The 17,300-nt window shown below is 40.8% G+C and carries 15 protein-coding genes and 2 rRNA genes; 16 read left to right on the top strand and 1 reads right to left on the bottom strand.

Annotation, left to right across the window (positions count from 1 at the left end; translation table 11 throughout):
* The 9 genes from PBAT_RS16220 to pssA all read left to right on the top strand — a co-directional run.
* A 23S ribosomal RNA gene (locus PBAT_RS16220) occupies positions 1–108 on the top strand; the annotation flags it as partial.
* Between the two features lie 163 nt (positions 109–271).
* Positions 272–388, top strand: a 5S ribosomal RNA gene (rrf, locus tag PBAT_RS16215).
* A 732-nt stretch (positions 389–1,120) separates the two neighbouring features.
* A complete protein-coding gene (locus PBAT_RS16210) occupies positions 1,121–1,582 on the top strand; it encodes a CtsR family transcriptional regulator (protein ID WP_068591096.1) in 462 nt (153 codons plus the stop codon).
* 27 nt (positions 1,583–1,609) lie between these two features.
* Positions 1,610–2,131 carry a protein-arginine kinase activator protein McsA gene (locus PBAT_RS16205; RefSeq protein ID WP_068650962.1) on the top strand — a complete coding sequence of 174 codons (522 nt, stop codon included), beginning with the start codon at positions 1,610–1,612 and terminating at the stop codon, positions 2,129–2,131.
* Between the two features lie 30 nt (positions 2,132–2,161).
* Positions 2,162–3,235: a protein-arginine kinase McsB gene (locus PBAT_RS16200; protein ID WP_068650961.1), complete on the top strand. Its 1,074-nt coding sequence runs from the start codon at positions 2,162–2,164 to the stop codon at positions 3,233–3,235.
* A 46-nt stretch (positions 3,236–3,281) separates the two neighbouring features.
* Entirely contained in the window at positions 3,282–5,726 is a 2,445-nt protein-coding gene (gene clpC, locus PBAT_RS16195; protein WP_068650960.1) for an ATP-dependent protease ATP-binding subunit ClpC, read from the top strand.
* Positions 5,727–5,942: 216 nt separating this feature from the next.
* Positions 5,943–7,370, top strand: a complete 1,428-nt coding sequence (radA, locus tag PBAT_RS16190) for a DNA repair protein RadA (RefSeq protein WP_068650959.1) — start codon at positions 5,943–5,945, stop codon at positions 7,368–7,370.
* Positions 7,371–7,741: 371 nt separating this feature from the next.
* On the top strand, positions 7,742–8,818 hold the full coding sequence (gene disA, locus PBAT_RS16185; protein ID WP_068650964.1) for a DNA integrity scanning diadenylate cyclase DisA: 1,077 nt from the start codon (positions 7,742–7,744) through the stop codon (positions 8,816–8,818).
* A gap of 55 nt (positions 8,819–8,873) precedes the next feature.
* On the top strand, positions 8,874–9,599 hold the full coding sequence (gene pssA / locus PBAT_RS16180) for a CDP-diacylglycerol--serine O-phosphatidyltransferase (RefSeq protein ID WP_068650958.1): 726 nt from the start codon (positions 8,874–8,876) through the stop codon (positions 9,597–9,599).
* A 103-nt stretch (positions 9,600–9,702) separates the two neighbouring features.
* On the opposite strand, the gene PBAT_RS16175 is transcribed toward pssA, so the two are convergent.
* Positions 9,703–10,098 (bottom strand): nucleoside triphosphate pyrophosphohydrolase family protein, encoded by a 396-nt coding sequence (locus PBAT_RS16175; protein WP_068650957.1) that lies wholly within the window; start codon positions 10,096–10,098, stop codon positions 9,703–9,705.
* A gap of 215 nt (positions 10,099–10,313) precedes the next feature.
* On the opposite strand from PBAT_RS16175, the gene PBAT_RS16170 reads away from it, so the two are divergent.
* The 7 genes from PBAT_RS16170 (at position 10,314) to PBAT_RS16140 (ending at position 17,300) form a co-directional block, all read left to right on the top strand.
* On the top strand, positions 10,314–11,402 hold the full coding sequence (locus tag PBAT_RS16170; protein WP_068650956.1) for a PIN/TRAM domain-containing protein: 1,089 nt from the start codon (positions 10,314–10,316) through the stop codon (positions 11,400–11,402).
* A gap of 61 nt (positions 11,403–11,463) precedes the next feature.
* Positions 11,464–12,156 (top strand): 2-C-methyl-D-erythritol 4-phosphate cytidylyltransferase, encoded by a 693-nt coding sequence (gene ispD, locus PBAT_RS16165; protein WP_068650955.1) that lies wholly within the window; start codon positions 11,464–11,466, stop codon positions 12,154–12,156.
* 2 nt (positions 12,157–12,158) lie between these two features.
* On the top strand, positions 12,159–12,647 hold the full coding sequence (gene ispF, locus PBAT_RS16160; RefSeq protein ID WP_068650954.1) for a 2-C-methyl-D-erythritol 2,4-cyclodiphosphate synthase: 489 nt from the start codon (positions 12,159–12,161) through the stop codon (positions 12,645–12,647).
* 44 nt (positions 12,648–12,691) lie between these two features.
* Positions 12,692–14,146 (top strand): glutamate--tRNA ligase, encoded by a 1,455-nt coding sequence (gene gltX, locus PBAT_RS16155; RefSeq protein ID WP_068650953.1) that lies wholly within the window; start codon positions 12,692–12,694, stop codon positions 14,144–14,146.
* Between the two features lie 545 nt (positions 14,147–14,691).
* A complete protein-coding gene (epsC, locus tag PBAT_RS16150; protein WP_084403146.1) occupies positions 14,692–15,411 on the top strand; it encodes a serine O-acetyltransferase EpsC in 720 nt (239 codons plus the stop codon).
* Positions 15,412–15,444: 33 nt separating this feature from the next.
* Positions 15,445–16,851, top strand: coding sequence for a cysteine--tRNA ligase (gene cysS / locus PBAT_RS16145; RefSeq protein WP_068650952.1), 1,407 nt, complete (start codon positions 15,445–15,447; stop codon positions 16,849–16,851).
* The gene (locus PBAT_RS16140) at positions 16,848–17,300 is read left to right on the top strand and encodes a Mini-ribonuclease 3 (protein WP_068650951.1); all 453 of its coding nucleotides are present in this window, start codon (positions 16,848–16,850) and stop codon (positions 17,298–17,300) included. The genes cysS and PBAT_RS16140 overlap by 4 nt, the downstream gene beginning before the upstream one ends.

Raw genomic sequence — 17,300 nt, 5'->3', positions numbered from 1 at the left:
TTTCCCAATTAGTAAGACCCCTTGAAGACGACGAGGTAGATAGGTTGGAGGTGGAAGTGCAGCAATGCATGGAGCTGACCAATACTAATCGGTCGAGGGCTTATCCTAATATTCTGAAGTTTAGGCTTCAGGAGCAAATGCAAGTTTCGAACTGCAAATTCATTCGTATCTAGTTTTCAAGGATTAAACCTTGAATTAAGCTGCATGTCTTTTTTAAGGACTGATATTTTCTAGCAGCGATTTCGAGAAGCATAAGCTTCGAAAAATCATGTTTGGTGGCGATAGCGGAGGGGTTCCACACGTACCCATCCCGAACACGACCGTTAAGCCCTCCAGCGCCGATGGTACTTGGACCGCAGGGTCCTGGGAGAGTAGGACGTCGCCAAGCACAAGAATCACTGTTGATTTCGATCAACGGTGGTTTTTTTTCTGATTTTTTAAGTGATTTGATGTATTCCCAAAGAAATAGAGGCCCAGTGAATATGACTTATAGATGGTTTGGGGATAACCTGAGTAGAGTTTCTCAATTTCTATATCTAATTAAGATTTATAAATACATATTGATGAAGAGATAGCTGAATAAACTAGCAAAATTTCGTTTAATATAGCAATAAAGGATATTATCATCCACTTAATAGAAATAAGTCCCGTAAAATGATGTCAAACTTCGAACATTTCATAGTGAAACTCTAATTTTATGTACTATGGAAGATATTTAGTGAATAATTAGTGGATAACACGTATGCACGCAACGATAAGAGAAGGCTCTTGAGCTTAATATGTGTATGAGTTGTTAATAAAGTTGAAATATATTACCGTATTTGTAAACCTTCAGGGATAATTGAGAAGTATTGAGTGGAAAAAGCGGTGGTTGTCAACAAAGTGTGCACAGCTGTGTACGAAATACCTAATCTTTGAAATAAAAAAAGAATAACCCACAGGAGAATATTATTCTATCCACAAGTCCACACTAAAAATAATCTCACCCCTTGGCAAAATACAAGAATATGATATAATATTAACAAAGTCAAAGAAAGTCAAAGTCAACAGAGATGTTATATGCATATGCTGTTAGCGAGGATTATTATTGGCTTAATGTTTTAATAGTGGAGGATGAGTGATGCGTAATATTTCTGATATTATTGAACAATATCTGAAGAATATTTTGCATGAAAGTCCCGAAGGAACTGTGGAAATTCAACGCAATGATCTGGCTGAGAGATTTGACTGTGTTCCTTCACAGATCAATTATGTCATAAGTACTCGCTTTACGTTGGAGAAGGGTTATCTTGTGGAGAGTAAGCGAGGTGGGGGAGGTTACATTCGGATACAACGAATTGATCTTCCAGAACACTCTGATCTTCATATCCATCTCCGACAGACCATTGGCGAGGGTATTGACCAGACGACGGCGGAAGGGCTGATCTATCAACTGGAGGGGTCTTGTTTCCTTAACAAACGCGAAGCAAATTTAATGCGTGCAGCGATATCCAGGGAATGCCTCATGATCAAACTTCCTTACCGGGATGAGATTCGTGCCAGAATGATGTTAGCGATGTTGATCTCTTTATTAGGTAAATGACCTACGAAGAAAGCGAGGTACATCGACGTGCATTGTCAAGAATGTGGAACAAGACAGGCAACTCTTCATTTCACAAAAATTGTGAACGGAGAGAAGACAGAATTTCATATTTGTGAATCATGCGCAAGGGAAAAAGGAGAGATTGTTCCTGGAACCTCAGGAGGATTCTCAATACATAGCTTGCTGTCAGGGCTTATTGATTTTGACACAGCTAGTAAAGTTCAATCCGGAGCTTCGAAAGCTGCTCAACCCCTGCGTTGTGAAGAATGTGGAATGACATATACGCAATTTAGTAAAGCAGGACGTTTTGGATGTAGTTCATGCTATGAATATTTCAATGAACGTTTAAATCCATTATTCAAAAAAGTCCACGGAAGTACAACTCATGTTGGTAAGATCCCAAAGAGAGGCGGCAGCCAAATACAGGTTAAACGTCAACTAGATGATCTCAAAGCGGAGCTACAGAAGCGAATCATAGAAGAAGAATTTGAAGCAGCAGCTACACTACGTGATCAGATTAGGGAACTCGAAAAGGGATTGTTAGAATAGTAAAGTTCTTTCAAGAAGGAGGAATGCGTGATGCCAAATCTCCGGTTTACCGAAAAAGCACTCAGCGACTGGATGCTCGGTAACGCAAATGATTCCGATATTGCCATCAGTAGTCGTGTAAGGGTAGCTCGTAATTTGCAGTGCCTTCCATTTCCTTTGGTTGCCACAAATGAGCAGTCTATAGAAGTGCTTGAGCGTCTTACCGACATGGAGAAGTATGATGATTTACAATCATTCGGTACTTTTTATATGCTTAACTTAAATGATATTTCACCATTAGACAAAAAAGTTCTTGTTGAGAAGCATCTGATTAGTCCCAGTTTAGCAGACGAATCACATTATGGTGCTGTTATTCTTAGTGAAGATGAATCTATAAGTATTATGGTTAACGAAGAAGACCATCTTCGCATTCAATGTTTATATCCTGGATTTCAAGTTCGTGATGCGTGGGAGAAAGCAACAGCAATCGATGATATTTTTGAGGCTCATATCGATTATGCATTCGATGATACGAGGGGTTACCTAACGAGTTGTCCAACAAATGTAGGAACGGGGCTCAGAGCTTCAGTTATGATGCATTTACCAGCACTGGTAATGACACAACAAATCAATCGAATATTGTCTGCAGTATCCCAAGTAGGGCTAACGGTTAGAGGAATTTATGGTGAAGGTAGCGAAGCAGTGGGTAATATATTTCAAATATCCAATCAAATCACGCTAGGGCAGACGGAGAACGAAATCATCGATAATCTGCACAGTGTCGTATTACAAATTATTGAGCACGAGAAGAATGCTCGTGAACGATTGCTTAATGAATCTAAGCTCCGCATGACTGATCGGGTAAAGCGTTCCTATGGTATTTTGTCATATGCAGAAATTATTGATTCGAAGGAAGCCGCTCAGCGTTTATCAGATGTTCGTCTGGGGGTTGATCTTGGCATTATTAAAGGTCCTTCAACGCCAGTGATGAATGAGTTGAATGTGATGACGCAGCCGGGGTTTCTTCAAAAGACATTCGGGGAAATTATGGGGAACGAAGAACGTGACGTCTATCGAGCCCAATTAATTAGGGAGAAGTTACGTTCGCAAAAGGATCATTTATAGATCTAAATATAAAAGGGTTTCAAAATTCATGGAGGTGTAGGAGAATATGATGTTCGGGAGATTTACAGAACGTGCGCAGAAAGTGCTTGCTTTGGCTCAAGAAGAAGCAGTTCGTCTAGGACACAATAATATAGGTACAGAGCATATATTGCTTGGTCTTATTCGTGAAGGAGATGGCATTGCTGCCAAGGCTCTAATTGGTCTAGGTCTAGGACTCGAGAAGATTCAAGATGAAGTGGAGACACTCATTGGTCGAGGGCAAGAACAACCAACTAATATTGCCTATACACCTCGTGCTAAGAAAGTTATTGAACTTTCAATGGATGAGGCTCGTAAGCTTGGACATACCTACGTAGGGACAGAACATATATTGCTTGGTTTAATTCGTGAAGGCGAAGGTGTCGCTGCAAGAGTGTTGAATAATTTGGGGATTAGCTTAAATAAAGCACGTCAACAAGTGCTACAACTGTTGGGTAGCAGTGAAGCTGTATCTAGCCACAATGGTGCACAAGCAAATGTGAATACACCAACATTGGATAGCTTAGCGCGTGATTTAACTGCTTACGCTAAAGAAGGCAATCTTGATCCTGTGATTGGTCGTAGTAAGGAAATTGAGAGAGTTATTCAAGTTCTTAGTCGTCGTACGAAGAACAATCCGGTCCTAATTGGGGAACCAGGGGTTGGTAAGACAGCGATTGCTGAAGGACTTGCACAGAAAATTATTAATAATGAAATTCCAGAGACCCTTCGTGATAAGCGTGTTATGACGCTTGACATGGGATCGGTTGTTGCAGGAACTAAATATCGTGGTGAATTTGAAGATCGTTTGAAGAAGATTATGGATGAAGTTCGCCAAGCGGGTAACATCATTCTTTTCATTGATGAGTTGCATACGTTGATTGGTGCTGGTGGAGCTGAGGGTGCAATTGATGCCTCTAACATTCTGAAGCCATCCCTTGCTCGTGGTGAGTTACAGTGCATAGGGGCAACAACACTTGATGAATATCGTAAGTATATTGAGAAAGATGCTGCCTTAGAGCGTAGATTCCAGCCGATTACGGTTGATCAACCGTCGCCAGAAGAAGCTGTTCAAATTCTATTTGGGTTACGTGATCGTTATGAAGCACATCACCGTGTGAAGATTACGGATGAAGCGATTGTAGAGGCTGTTAAATTGTCTGATCGCTATATTCCAGATCGGTTCTTACCAGATAAAGCGATCGATTTGATCGATGAGGCGGGTTCGAAGGTTAGATTGCATTCATACACGATTCCACCTAATTTGAAAGAATTAGAAAGCCGCCTTGAAGATATCCGTAAGGAAAAGGATGCTTCTGTCCAGAGTCAAGAATTTGAAAAGGCTGCTGCTTTACGTGATACAGAACAAAAGGTTCGTGAAGAACTGGATATCACGAAGAATCAGTGGAAAGAGAAACAAGGTAGTACGGATTCTGAAGTTACTCCAGATGACATTGCTCAAATCGTTGCGAGCTGGACTGGAATTCCAGTTAGTAAGCTTAAGGAAGAAGAGACTCAACGCCTTCTGAATATGGAGTCGATTCTGCATGAACGTCTAATTGGTCAAGAAGAAGCAGTGAAATCTGTAAGTAGAGCGGTTCGTCGTGCTCGTGCAGGACTTAAAGATCCTAAACGACCTATAGGTTCATTTGTTTTCCTTGGACCAACGGGTGTAGGTAAGACAGAATTAGCTCGTGCTTTGGCGGATGCCTTATTCGGCGATGAGAATGCTATCGTACGAATCGATATGTCTGAATATATGGAGAAACACTCCACATCTCGTCTTGTTGGAGCTCCTCCAGGCTACGTAGGTTATGAAGAAGGTGGCCAACTAACGGAGAAAGTTCGTCGTAAACCATACTCTGTCGTACTATTAGATGAGATTGAGAAGGCACACCCAGAAGTATTTAATATCTTATTACAAGTACTTGAAGATGGTCGATTAACTGATTCTAAAGGTCGTGTCGTTGACTTCCGTAATACACTAATTATTATGACTTCTAACGTAGGTGCTGAAGCCCTCAAGCGTAACTCGACGTTAGGTTTCACGGCAGTTCATGACGGGGGAGCAGAGTATTCCAACATGAAGGAAAAAGTAATGGGGGAACTTAAGAAGACTTTCCGCCCAGAATTCTTGAACCGGATTGATGAAATCATTGTATTCCATTCGTTAGAAGAGAAACATATCGCGCAGATCGTAACACTGATGTCAGAGGAACTTCGTAAACGGCTTAAAGAATTTGATGTGCAATTCATCTTAACAGATGAAGCTAAAGCTTTCTTAGCTAAAGAGGGTTATGACCCTGCCTTTGGTGCACGTCCACTTCGTAGAGCGATCCAAAAACATATTGAAGATCGTTTATCTGAAGAATTGTTAGCCGGTAAAATAAGTAAAGGTGATTCCTTAATCATCGATAAGGGAGAAGAAGGATTGACTGTAGAGAAACAAGATCCTTCTGTTACTTCAGAATAGTAAATACAATTGGCTATGATGTAATCATGAAGTAGTGCTCTTCAGTAAATGAAGGGCACTATTTTTTGTGGGTAATCGCTTGTCTTTTGAGTTATTATAAGAAGAGATGTAAACTTTTTATGTAAACTATTCGATATATAGATATAGATGGCTTGCCGTCTACTAAATATGGCTATTTTAAATATGATTTGATTAACCGAGGAAGTGAATTTTAATATGAAAAAGAAAACAATATATAAGTGTACGAGTTGTGGTCATGAGCATATAAAATGGCAAGGTTCGTGTAATGATTGTCGAGAATGGAATACGCTTGAAGAAGAAGAGATTGGCGATGTAACGGGTGGACAAAAGACTATCAGTAAGAAGAAAAATGTTAAAGTAAACCGGCTAACCGATACCATATCTCAAAACAGTGATAGGATTATCACGAAATACAATGAATTTAACCGTGTGATGGGCGGGGGAATTGTAAAAGATTCGATTACGATTATTACTGCTATTCCAGGGGCGGGTAAATCAACCCTCTTGTTACAAATATCCGATGATATGGCAAAGCAAGGATTAAAAGTGCTATATGCTTCTGGTGAGGAAAGTGACTCACAGATCAAAACAAGAGCAGAACGTGTGCTGCAAGATATGCATAAGGACGTATGGGTCTACTCTGATAATAGCTTGAACAACGTGTTAGGTTGTATTGATCAAATTGACCCCGATGTTATTATCATCGATAGTATTCAAACTTTTGTATTGGATGAGTACCCTCAAAGACCTGGTTCTCCTACGCAAACTATGGAATGTGCGAATACGCTCTTGAAAATTGCCAAAGATGCGCAAAGACCAAGAGCCATTATTATGGTTGGACAGATGACCAAAGATAACGAACTGGCCGGTTTGAGAGCATTAGAACATTTGGTTGATACTGTTCTTATTCTCGAGGGAGAAGAAGGCGAAGAGTTGAAAATGCTATTTTCTTCTAAGAATCGTTATGGAAGTTCTGGGGAAATTGGTTTTTTCTCAATGGGCGAGCAAGGAATGACAGCCGTCGATAATCCATCCGAATTCTTTATGACGCAAAGAGATGATAATGATGTGATTAGCGGTAGTGCATTAACTGTCGTTAAAGAAGGAACCAGGCCCATTATTCTTGAGATAGAGAGCTTGGTATCATCAACGTTTATGCCGTATCCGAGTCGAATTGCAGAATGTTTAAAGAAAGACCATGTAAATACACTCATAAGCATCATGGAACAAAGAGCGGGTATCCCTTTACACGATAAGAATGTTGTAGTGAAAACTACAGGTGGTATTCGATTGAAAGAACAATCCTCCAACTTAGCTGCAATTATGAGTATTGTGTCTTCATACAAGAATAAAGGAATTCCTAATGATACCGTATTTATTGCCGATATTGGATTAACGGGTGAGTTGAAGAAAGTACCTACCTTAGAATTACGTATTAAGGAACTTGAACGAATGGGATTCAAACGTGTGTATGTTGCGTTTAACGGATTGAAGAGTACAACGACATTTTCTAAAATCAAGGTTATTCCATGTAAGACGTTAAGCCAAGTGATCCAATCTGTATTTGGAACTTCTACTTCCAAAGGTGGGAGTCAACGTGCTCCTTGGGATGAGGAAGAATGAGGATGTTTTTCTAACCGTTAACAGTTTTATGTTAAAGGCTAGAAATTATCCGTTATACTTAGATGTATGGATTTAGCATTTGGGCGTTCTCATGAGTTGTTGGATTTAGAGTGTCTATCTTAATGTAAAACAGCATGAATTTTGATTAGGAATTATATAATATAAATGTTCCTTCAGAATCAAGATTGCTATCTCAAAAGAGTGCCGGTGGCGTGAAATTTGACGAACCTGCAGTAGATTTGGAAATAGCTGTGGGATGATGCTCGATAAGAGTTTGAAGGTATGGAGACATCCTAAATAAATGGAGTCTACGAGTGTAACTATTGTGGCACAAGCACTTGCTGTTGCGTTAAATTAGGGGGCATTTAATGATGAAAGAGAGTAATCAAGTAGATATAATGAATGATTTACTAAGATTAGTTGCACCTGGAACAGCCTTTAGGGATGGTCTGGAAAATGTATTACGTGCGAAAACGGGAGCGCTAATCGTTGTTGGCTATAGTCCGGAAGTTATGGAGGTAGTGGATGGAGGTTTCTCAATTAACTGTGATTTCTCGCCCAATTATTTATACGAATTGGCCAAGATGGATGGAGCCATAATATTGAGTGAGGACCTCAAGAGGATATTGTATGCAAATACGCAGCTAATCCCTGACTCCTCCATTGCATCCTCTGAGACGGGCATTCGGCATAGAACAGCAGAACGTGTGGCTAAGCAAACAGGTAAGTTAGTGGTCTCCATCTCGCAACGTCGTAATATAATTACCTTGTATCAGGGCGTATTACGTTATTCACTTAAAGAGATTGGTGTTATTCTTACCAAAGCCAATCAAGCTATACAGACTTTAGAGAGATATAGAGCTGTCTTGAATCAATCACTCACTAATTTATCGGCATCCGAGTTCGAAGAACTCGTAACGATTCCAGAAGTAGTGAATGTGATTCAACGTGTAGAGATGGTACTTCGCATCAAGACAGAGATTAAACGTTACATTACGGAATTGGGTAATGAGGGGCGTCTAATCAGCTTACAGATGGAAGAACTAGTAAGTAATATGGAAGTAGAAGCTTGGTTATTATTTAGAGACTATGCCCGTGACGATAACGAAGATAAGATTCGTGAGATTATTGCGGGACTCAAACGTGCCTCGGATGATGAATTACTGGATCTCCACTATATCACTCGATTATTAGGCTATCCGACATCATTTGTGACATCAGAGGAGTCAGTCGTTCCACGCGGATATAGAGTCTTGAATAAAATACCAAGATTGCCTAATGTAATCATTCATAATCTTCTAGAGCGGTTCGAACAATTGCCACAAATTATGACTGCCACAATTGAACAGTTGGATGAAGTGGATGGTATTGGAGAGGTTAGAGCTCGAAATATCAAGGAGGGTCTTATACGATTACAAGAGCAAGTATTCATTGACAGGCAAGTGTAAATACCATACAATCAATGGATGATATGGGGTATATTGAACAAATTGAGGTGAATAAATGATAACGAAGTCAATTCCGAATATGTTTACTTTAGGTAATCTAGCTCTCGGAATGATTGCGATGATGATGGCGCTGAATGAAAAATACAGTATGGCTGCAATCATGATTATTATAGCGATGCTACTTGATGGCCTAGATGGTCGCGTGGCAAGAGCACTTCATGTGCAAAGCGAGTTCGGGAAAGAATTAGATTCCCTTTCGGATGTTATTTCTTTTGGTGCAGCACCTGCACTTATTATGTATATGGTTACAATGCAAGGTATACCAGACCCAATTGCTTGGAGTGCTACGGCCATATTTCCGATGTGTGGTGCACTTCGTTTAGCTCGATTTAATGTTCGAAAAGGAATGCCAGGTTATTTTGTTGGATTGCCCATTCCTGCTGCTGGTGGAGTATTAGCAACATTATCTCTTTTTCATAACGAGATTTCTGATACTTATATGATTATTGCCATGCTTTTGCTATCTTATTTGATGGTTAGTACGGTAAGATATCCCAATTTTAAAAAAGTGGGATTACCTAAAAAAGTTGTTATAGGCGCACCTGTTGTTATTATTGTTGCAGTAGCGATCGCTGTAGTCTTTCCGGATCAAATATCGAAGTTGATCTTTATACCACTTGTTATATATGCGGTATATGGTGTGAAACAAAGCATTGAGCGATCACTGAGACGTCGTAAACATAAAAAGAAGGAAGAAGATCCGCTTCATTCCGATCATTGAGATCTTTCATTCCCTAGAAATATAAATAAAAAGCATTTATTTCATGCCTTATGGCAGTGAGATAAATGCTTTTTTTGTGTTTACTCATGATGGACAATACCCTCTAAGACATATTGAATAAGCCCAGAGTAGAGCATTTCTTCGATTCATCTCGAACGACATCATCCATATTAATTTCAAGCAAGTTACAAAGAGCTGATAAGTAGAACATGTTACGACCTAATTCGGTACTGATTATCTCTTTGCAGTTCTCACATAAGTGTCCATGTACGTGACTTCCTACAACTTCTTTAGTAGATGCTAAATCTAATCCGGGTTCAAATGCTTGTTTGGTAGCATGGAGTTCGATACAACCACAATCTGTAATGGATTTGGCAACAGCTCGGTTCAATGATGCGCTACTCTGTCCATTTTTAGACATCACATCGAGTAGACTACGGTGACGGAGCAGTAGGTCGGATATTTGATCTTGGAATTCCTGTAAACTGACTGTACTCATTTTTCCAATCACCTCGTAAATTATGAATTGAATTCATTATATGCCAGTGGAATGTTTATTTTCAACCTAAAAAGTGACAGTAAAGAAGAAACAAAGGGATGGTTTATCAACCATTAATAAAAATTGGGCAAATTAGGGTTAGGTACCAACGAATTGGATCATACTGGATAAAGATATCTATAAACGCTATATATTGTGAAGGAGATGTGGAACTGATGGTAAAAAAAGCTATTTTAGTATTCATTGGACTATGTGGTGCATGGTTTGGATATACGATTTATCAAATGTTAGGTAAATCATTCCCTGAATGGATAACCTTATTTGGTGAAAATGATGCTGTACGGGGAGGGTTGGTCTTTGCGGCATTAGGAGCGATCTTATTTATGTTGATTGGTTCTATGAGTTACCCAACCGTTGTTGATAAAGTGCAAGGTATTGTTGGTGCCTTTTCAAAAATGCCAATGAATGAGTTGACTGCTGGGGCGGCTGGGTTGACAGGTGGACTTCTACTGGCTTTGCTGCTGTATCCTAGCCTTGTGTGGCTCGGGAAAGCAGGACAAATGATAGAAGTGGGTATAACTCTAATATGCGGCTATATGGGCCTTAGAGTCGGTATGGAGAAGAAGGAAGAACTGGCAACATTATGGACCTCAGGAAGATGGGGGCGTGCGGAGTTATCCGACGAAAGAATGTTGGAAGAGCATAAAATACTCGATACAAGCGTCATTATTGATGGACGGATTGCTGATATATGCAAGACGGGTTTTATCGAGGGGACGATTGTTATTCCTGAGTTTGTACTCGAAGAGCTTCAACATATCGCAGATTCGTCAGATTTACTCAAACGAAATCGAGGGCGTAGAGGCCTGGATATTTTGAACAAAATTCAGAAAGAATTAGCTATAAAAGTACTCATATACGAAGGGGATTTCGAAGAAATTTCAGAAGTGGATAGTAAACTTGTTAAGTTGGCTAAGGTATTAAAGGGAAAAGTGGTCACCAACGACTACAACTTGAACAAAGTATGTGAGCTGCAAGGGGTGTCTGTCCTGAACATCAATGATCTAGCGAATGCAGTCAAACCCGTTGTTCTTCCTGGGGAAGAAATTATGGTGCAGGTAATCAAAGATGGTAAAGAGCATGGACAAGGTGTCGCCTATCTAGATGATGGAACGATGATTGTTGTGGAGGGCGGACGTGAATATATTGGATCCCTTATGGAAGTGTTGGTAACGAGTGTATTACAGACCTCTGCGGGACGAATGATATTTGCGAAACCGAAACTGTTGGAAAAAGCCCAGTAAAAACGGTATGATGGAGATAACTATTTCCTTAATACTTGGGAATGAAGACAGGGGTATAATTATGGACAACAGTTTGGGGATCGTTATTGTATCAGCAGGTAAAGGTTCCCGGATGGGTACCCTTGAAAGTAAACAGTACTTGTTGCTACAGGACAAGCCCATTTTGATTCATACATTAGAAGTATTCAACAGTATGCCTCAAGTGAAAGAGATTGTTCTGGTAACGGGTCAGGATGATGTGGGGCGTGTCCAAGAATGGGTACACGAGTATAAGATTGACAAGGTGATCCAAGTGATTCCTGGTGGAAGTGAGAGACAACACTCCGTCTATAAGGGCTTATTAGAGATTGGGACGGAGTGGGTCATGATACATGATGGCGTACGCCCCTTTGTAGACCAAGTCGACATTGAATCATGTTATCACAGGGCACTTCGCACTGGGGCTGCTGTATTAGCAGTACCTGTGAAGGATACAATTAAACAAGTTGATGAATCCGGTATCATAGTCGCGACACCGGATCGTCAAAGTCTGTGGGCTATTCAGACCCCACAGACTTTTCGTGTTTCTGATCTTCTTAGATCTCATCAAGAGGCACAGAGAAGCGGGTTTGTGGGAACGGATGACTCTATGTTAGTGGAACGAATGGGTATTCCGGTGGCTATCGTAAAGGGGAGTTATTCCAACATCAAGATTACAACACCCGATGATTTAGAATATGCTGAATTTATAGAGAAACGTAAGGGAGAGGGATAGTCATGATAAGAGTAGGACAAGGTTTTGATGTACATCAACTAGTTGAGGGCAGGCCGTGTATTATTGGTGGGGTCACGATTCCGTATGAGTTAGGTTTAGTTGGACACTCAGATGCAGATGTGCTATTGCATGCAGTTACAGATGCTATTCTTGGTGCACTTGGGCTTGGTGATATTGGTAAGCACTTCCCAGATACAGATCCTGACTATAAAGATGCCGACAGTCTCAAATTATTAGTACAGGTTTGGAATCTTGCCAAAGAGAGAGGCTATCGACTTGGTAATATAGACTCCACAATTATTGCTCAGAAACCTAAAATGGCCCCTTATATTCCTCAAATGATGGAGGTTATTGCGAAGGCGCTTGATGCAGATGTCACTCAAGTCAACGTGAAGGCAACAACAACGGAGCAGTTAGGGTTCACAGGTCGTGGCGAGGGGATTGCCGCCCAATCTATTGTATGCCTAACCCAAGATATGCTATCATCTTGAAATACAAGTGAAGGTTTGATATATACGAAGCGGAGGAATTAGATATGACCAGTGGAGTGCGCGTGCGATATGCACCTAGTCCAACAGGACATTTACATATTGGGAATGCAAGAACAGCTCTTTTTAACTATTTGTATGCTCGTCATTTGGGTGGACAATTTATTATTCGCATTGAAGACACAGACGTGAAACGTAACGTTGAAGGCGGAGAAGAAAGCCAACTCAAATATTTGAAGTGGTTAGGAATTGAATGGGATGAAAGTATAGATGTAGGCGGGGCATATGGGCCATATCGTCAGACAGAGCGACTGGATATTTATCGTACTTATTGGCAAGAACTGCTTGATAAGGGCCTTGCTTATCGTTGCTACTGCACAGAAGAGGAATTAGAACAGGAGCGGGAAGAACAGACTGCTCGTGGAGAAACACCGCGTTACTCTGGTAAACATCGTGATTTAACAGAAGAACAACGGCTTGCGTTTGAGGCGGAAGGTCGCATTGCGAGTATACGTTTTCGCGTACCGGAAGACAAAACATACACTTTCAATGATATCGTTAAGGGCACGATTTCCTTTACAACACAGGATACAGGGGATTTCGTTATTGTGAAGAAAGATGGTATTCCAACATATAACTTTGCTGTAGTGCTTGATGATCATCTGATGGAGATTTCGCATGTATTACGTGGTGAAGATCACGTCTCTAATACGCCCCGTCAATTGATGATATATGAAGCACTTGGATGGGAAGCTCCGCAATTCGGGCATATGACATTGATTGTGAATGAGAATCATAAGAAGCTTAGTAAGCGGGATGAGTCTATCGTTCAGTTTATTGAACAGTATGATCAACTGGGCTTTTTACCGGAAGCATTATTTAACTTTATTTCCTTGCTTGGATGGTCACCTGAGGGTGAGGAAGAGATGTTCTTAAAAGATGAGTTAATTACTATTTTTAACGCAGAACGTTTGTCTAAGAGTCCAGCAGTATTCGATCAGAATAAATTGGCTTATATGAACAATCATTATATCAAACATGCGGATCCAGATCGGATTGCGAAGCTTGCTATTCCACATTTGCAACGTGCAGGGTGTCTGCCTGAAGTGTTGAATGCTGAACAGGAAGCATGGGCGAAGTCTTTGGTTGCTCTTTATCAGGAACAATTGAATTCCGCTTCTAACATTGTGGAATTGTCTGAGATGTTCTTCCGCTCCAATATCGAACTAGATGAAGAAGCGAAATCGATCCTTGCGGAAGAGCAAGTACCAACGGTTCTTGCTGCATTCTTGGCAAAGGTAGAAGCTACAGAAGATTTCACTCCAGCTAACATGGCTGTTCTTATTAAGGAAGTACAGAAAGAGACTGGATTTAAGGGTAAACAATTGTTCATGCCAATTCGTGTAGCGTTAACGGGACAGACGCATGGCCGAGATCTGAACCAAATCATCTATCTTCTTGGATTAGATCGTGTACAGAATCGGTTGAAGTCACAAATCTAGGATGGAAGCATAACTTGATGAAAAGATAGTTGTCGTTACTGATGTCTTGTCAGTTCCTTGTCTTTTCGTTATAATACATCCAAATAACTTTATCATTCGGATATGATAGTATATCGTGAGTAATACGAATAGTTGTTAATAGCTAGGATCAGGAGAAGTACGTTACTTTGCATATTCCAGAGAGGATAACCCTTGGGGATTTCATTTGTTTTCCCTAATGGCTGTGAGTTATCTATGTGTCGGTAATCGAAAATGCACCTGTGAGCTGCGCGACCGAGCGAAGGAGCGAACAAAAGTTACGCTATCGTTAGGTTGTGCCGGATTGACCTCCGTTATAAGGCATTAAGAGGAGATGCATCGTTATGTTAATGGGTACAATATTAACAAGCGTCTCAAGCAGAGTGGAACCACGGTTAAACGTCTCTGCAGCGTATGCTGCAGGGGCGTTTTTTGAGTTCTAAGACGGATACATGATGATACAACTATGATGCTCACAGAACGAGGAGTCCTACAGCGGGCGAGTTGAATGACAGAGATAAGGTGTTATGGGAGCACAAGGAGAGCTGAAAAGCGTCGAAGAGGAGAATAATATGTTTAAGAACATGAAATCAGATATCCAAGCGGTATTTGAAAACGACCCTGCAGCTAGACGACTATTTGAAGTTATCTTCACCTATTCGGGACTCCACGCGATTTGGGCACAAAGAGTTGCCCATGCTTTGTACAAACGTCGTTGGTTTACATTGGCACGTACGATCTCACAGTGTAGCCGATTTATGACAGGCATTGAAATTCATCCGGGGGCAACCATCGGAAAAAGATTGTTTATCGACCATGGAATGGGTGTCGTTATTGGCGAGACTTGTGAAATAGGAGACGATGTGGTGATCTATCAAGGGGTAACTCTTGGAGGAACTGGTAAGGAGAAAGGGAAACGACATCCTACCATTGGGAATAATGTTGTCATTGCATCAGGGGCCAAAGTATTGGGTTCTTTTACAGTAGGCGACCAATGTAATATTGGAGCTAACTCCGTTGTTCTGAAGGAGGTTCCACCAAATAGTACCGTTGTGGGTATCCCAGGTAGGATTGTTAAGAGGGATGGTAGACGTATTGATCGTCTTAGTCATCAATTACCGGATCCAGTCGTCGATGCTATGCGTTTACTCCAAATGGAAATTGAGGAACTTCGTACGGAACTAGACCTCGTAAAGCGCGAAAGGCATCCATTACAAGAACAAGAATTATCTACTTATAGCGAGTAATAAAGCAGAATAAGAACGGGAGGAATATGTTCAATGGCTCTTAAAATTTATAATACGCTGACCCGGAATAAAGATCTCTTTGTACCACAGGAACCTGGCAAAGTAAAAATGTATGTATGCGGACCAACCGTGTACGACTTTATTCATATCGGAAATGCACGTCCTATGATTGTGTTTGATGTGGTTCGAACGTACCTAGAACAACTGGGTAATGAAGTGAACTATGTTGTAAACTTCACGGATATCGATGATAAGCTAATTCGTAAAGCGGAACAAACAGGTAGTACAGTACCGGAGGTAGCCGATACTTTTATTGGTGCTTACTACGAAGATCTTGAAGGTCTTGGTCTCACTCGTGCGACTTTGAATCCACGCGTAACGGAAAATATGGATTCTATCCTTGAATTTATTCAGGAGCTTGAGCAGAAGGACTTTGCTTATGAGAATGGTGGAGACGTATTCTACCGTACTCATAAATTCAAAGAATATGGTAAATTATCTCACCAGAATATCGAAGAATTACAGTTTGGTATCCGAATTGGGGTGGATGAACGTAAAGAACATCCAGAGGACTTCGTACTTTGGAAGGCAGCGAAGCCAGGAGAGATAGCTTGGTCTAGTCCATGGGGGGATGGAAGACCGGGATGGCATATTGAATGTTCAGCTATGGCTCGTAGATACCTTGGAGATAGCATCGATATTCATGGGGGCGGACAGGATTTACAATTCCCACATCATGAATGCGAAGTTGCGCAGACAGAAGCACTAACAGGTAAGAAATTTGCTAACTATTGGATGCATAATGGATACATTAACATTAATAATGAAAAAATGTCCAAATCCCTAGGCAATGGTATATTGGTTAAAGATTTGCGTAAACAGTATAAATGGGAGTCCATCCGCTACTTTATGTTATCTAGCCAATATCGTAATCCACTTAATTTCAACGATGAGACAATTGATCAAGCGGAGAAAAGTACAGAACGAATCCGTAATGCTGTAGACAATGTTAAACATCGCTTGACGGCAGTAGTGGAAGATAAGGTGGCTATCGTTAATGAGGCTTTGCAGGATAGACTGACGGCTATACTAGCTACTTATCATGCTAAAATGCAGGATGATTTCAATACACCAGACGCGATTACAGCTATGTTTGAATGGGTATATGAGGCTAATGCCTTATTGCAGGAGCCAGTAGTGAAGGCTGTTGATTTGCATGCGTTGCTTCAAGCTTTTAATGAGATGAATCAAGTGCTAAGACTTTATGCTCTCCATGAAGGTGAACTTATCGATGAAGAGATTGAAAGGTTGATCGTCGAAAGAGTTAATGCTCGCAAGGATAAAAATTGGGGTCGTGCTGATGAAATTCGAGATCTACTTGATTCCCGAGGCATTGTTCTAGAAGATACTGCGCAAGGAATGCGCTGGCGGCGTAAATGACAGGCGGGCGTGATGAAGAGCTAGTTGGGGGAAATAAGGATCTGTGGTTTCCTTTCCCCCCTTCTAAGCAGCCTAAGTTGATTCCACCGATTGTATTAGCCTATATTGGAGACTCGCTTTATGAAGTAGCTGTACGTCAATATCTGATTTCCAAGCCTAATCTACGACCGCATCATCTTCATCGTTCTGCAACTAAAATGGTGTCGGCCAAAGCACAAAGTAAAATTGTGACACATTTAGATGCGATCTTAACAGACGATGAGCGAGATGTGGTAAGACAAGGGCGTAATGCCAAATCGGGAAGTGTCCCGAAGAATGCAGATGTGCTGGAATATCGTCATGCGACAGCTTTTGAAGCTTTAATTGGTTATTTGTACTATACGAAACAGAGTGCAAGAATGGATGAATTAATTGAATTGAGTATTAAATATATAGATGAACAGAGTTAA

The sequence above is a fragment of the Paenibacillus antarcticus genome (assembly GCF_001637225.1).
GTDB classification, from domain to species: domain Bacteria; phylum Bacillota; class Bacilli; order Paenibacillales; family Paenibacillaceae; genus Paenibacillus_AQ; species Paenibacillus_AQ antarcticus.
Note: the sequence above shows the minus strand (reverse complement) of the source record. Positions and strands in the feature narration are given on the sequence as shown.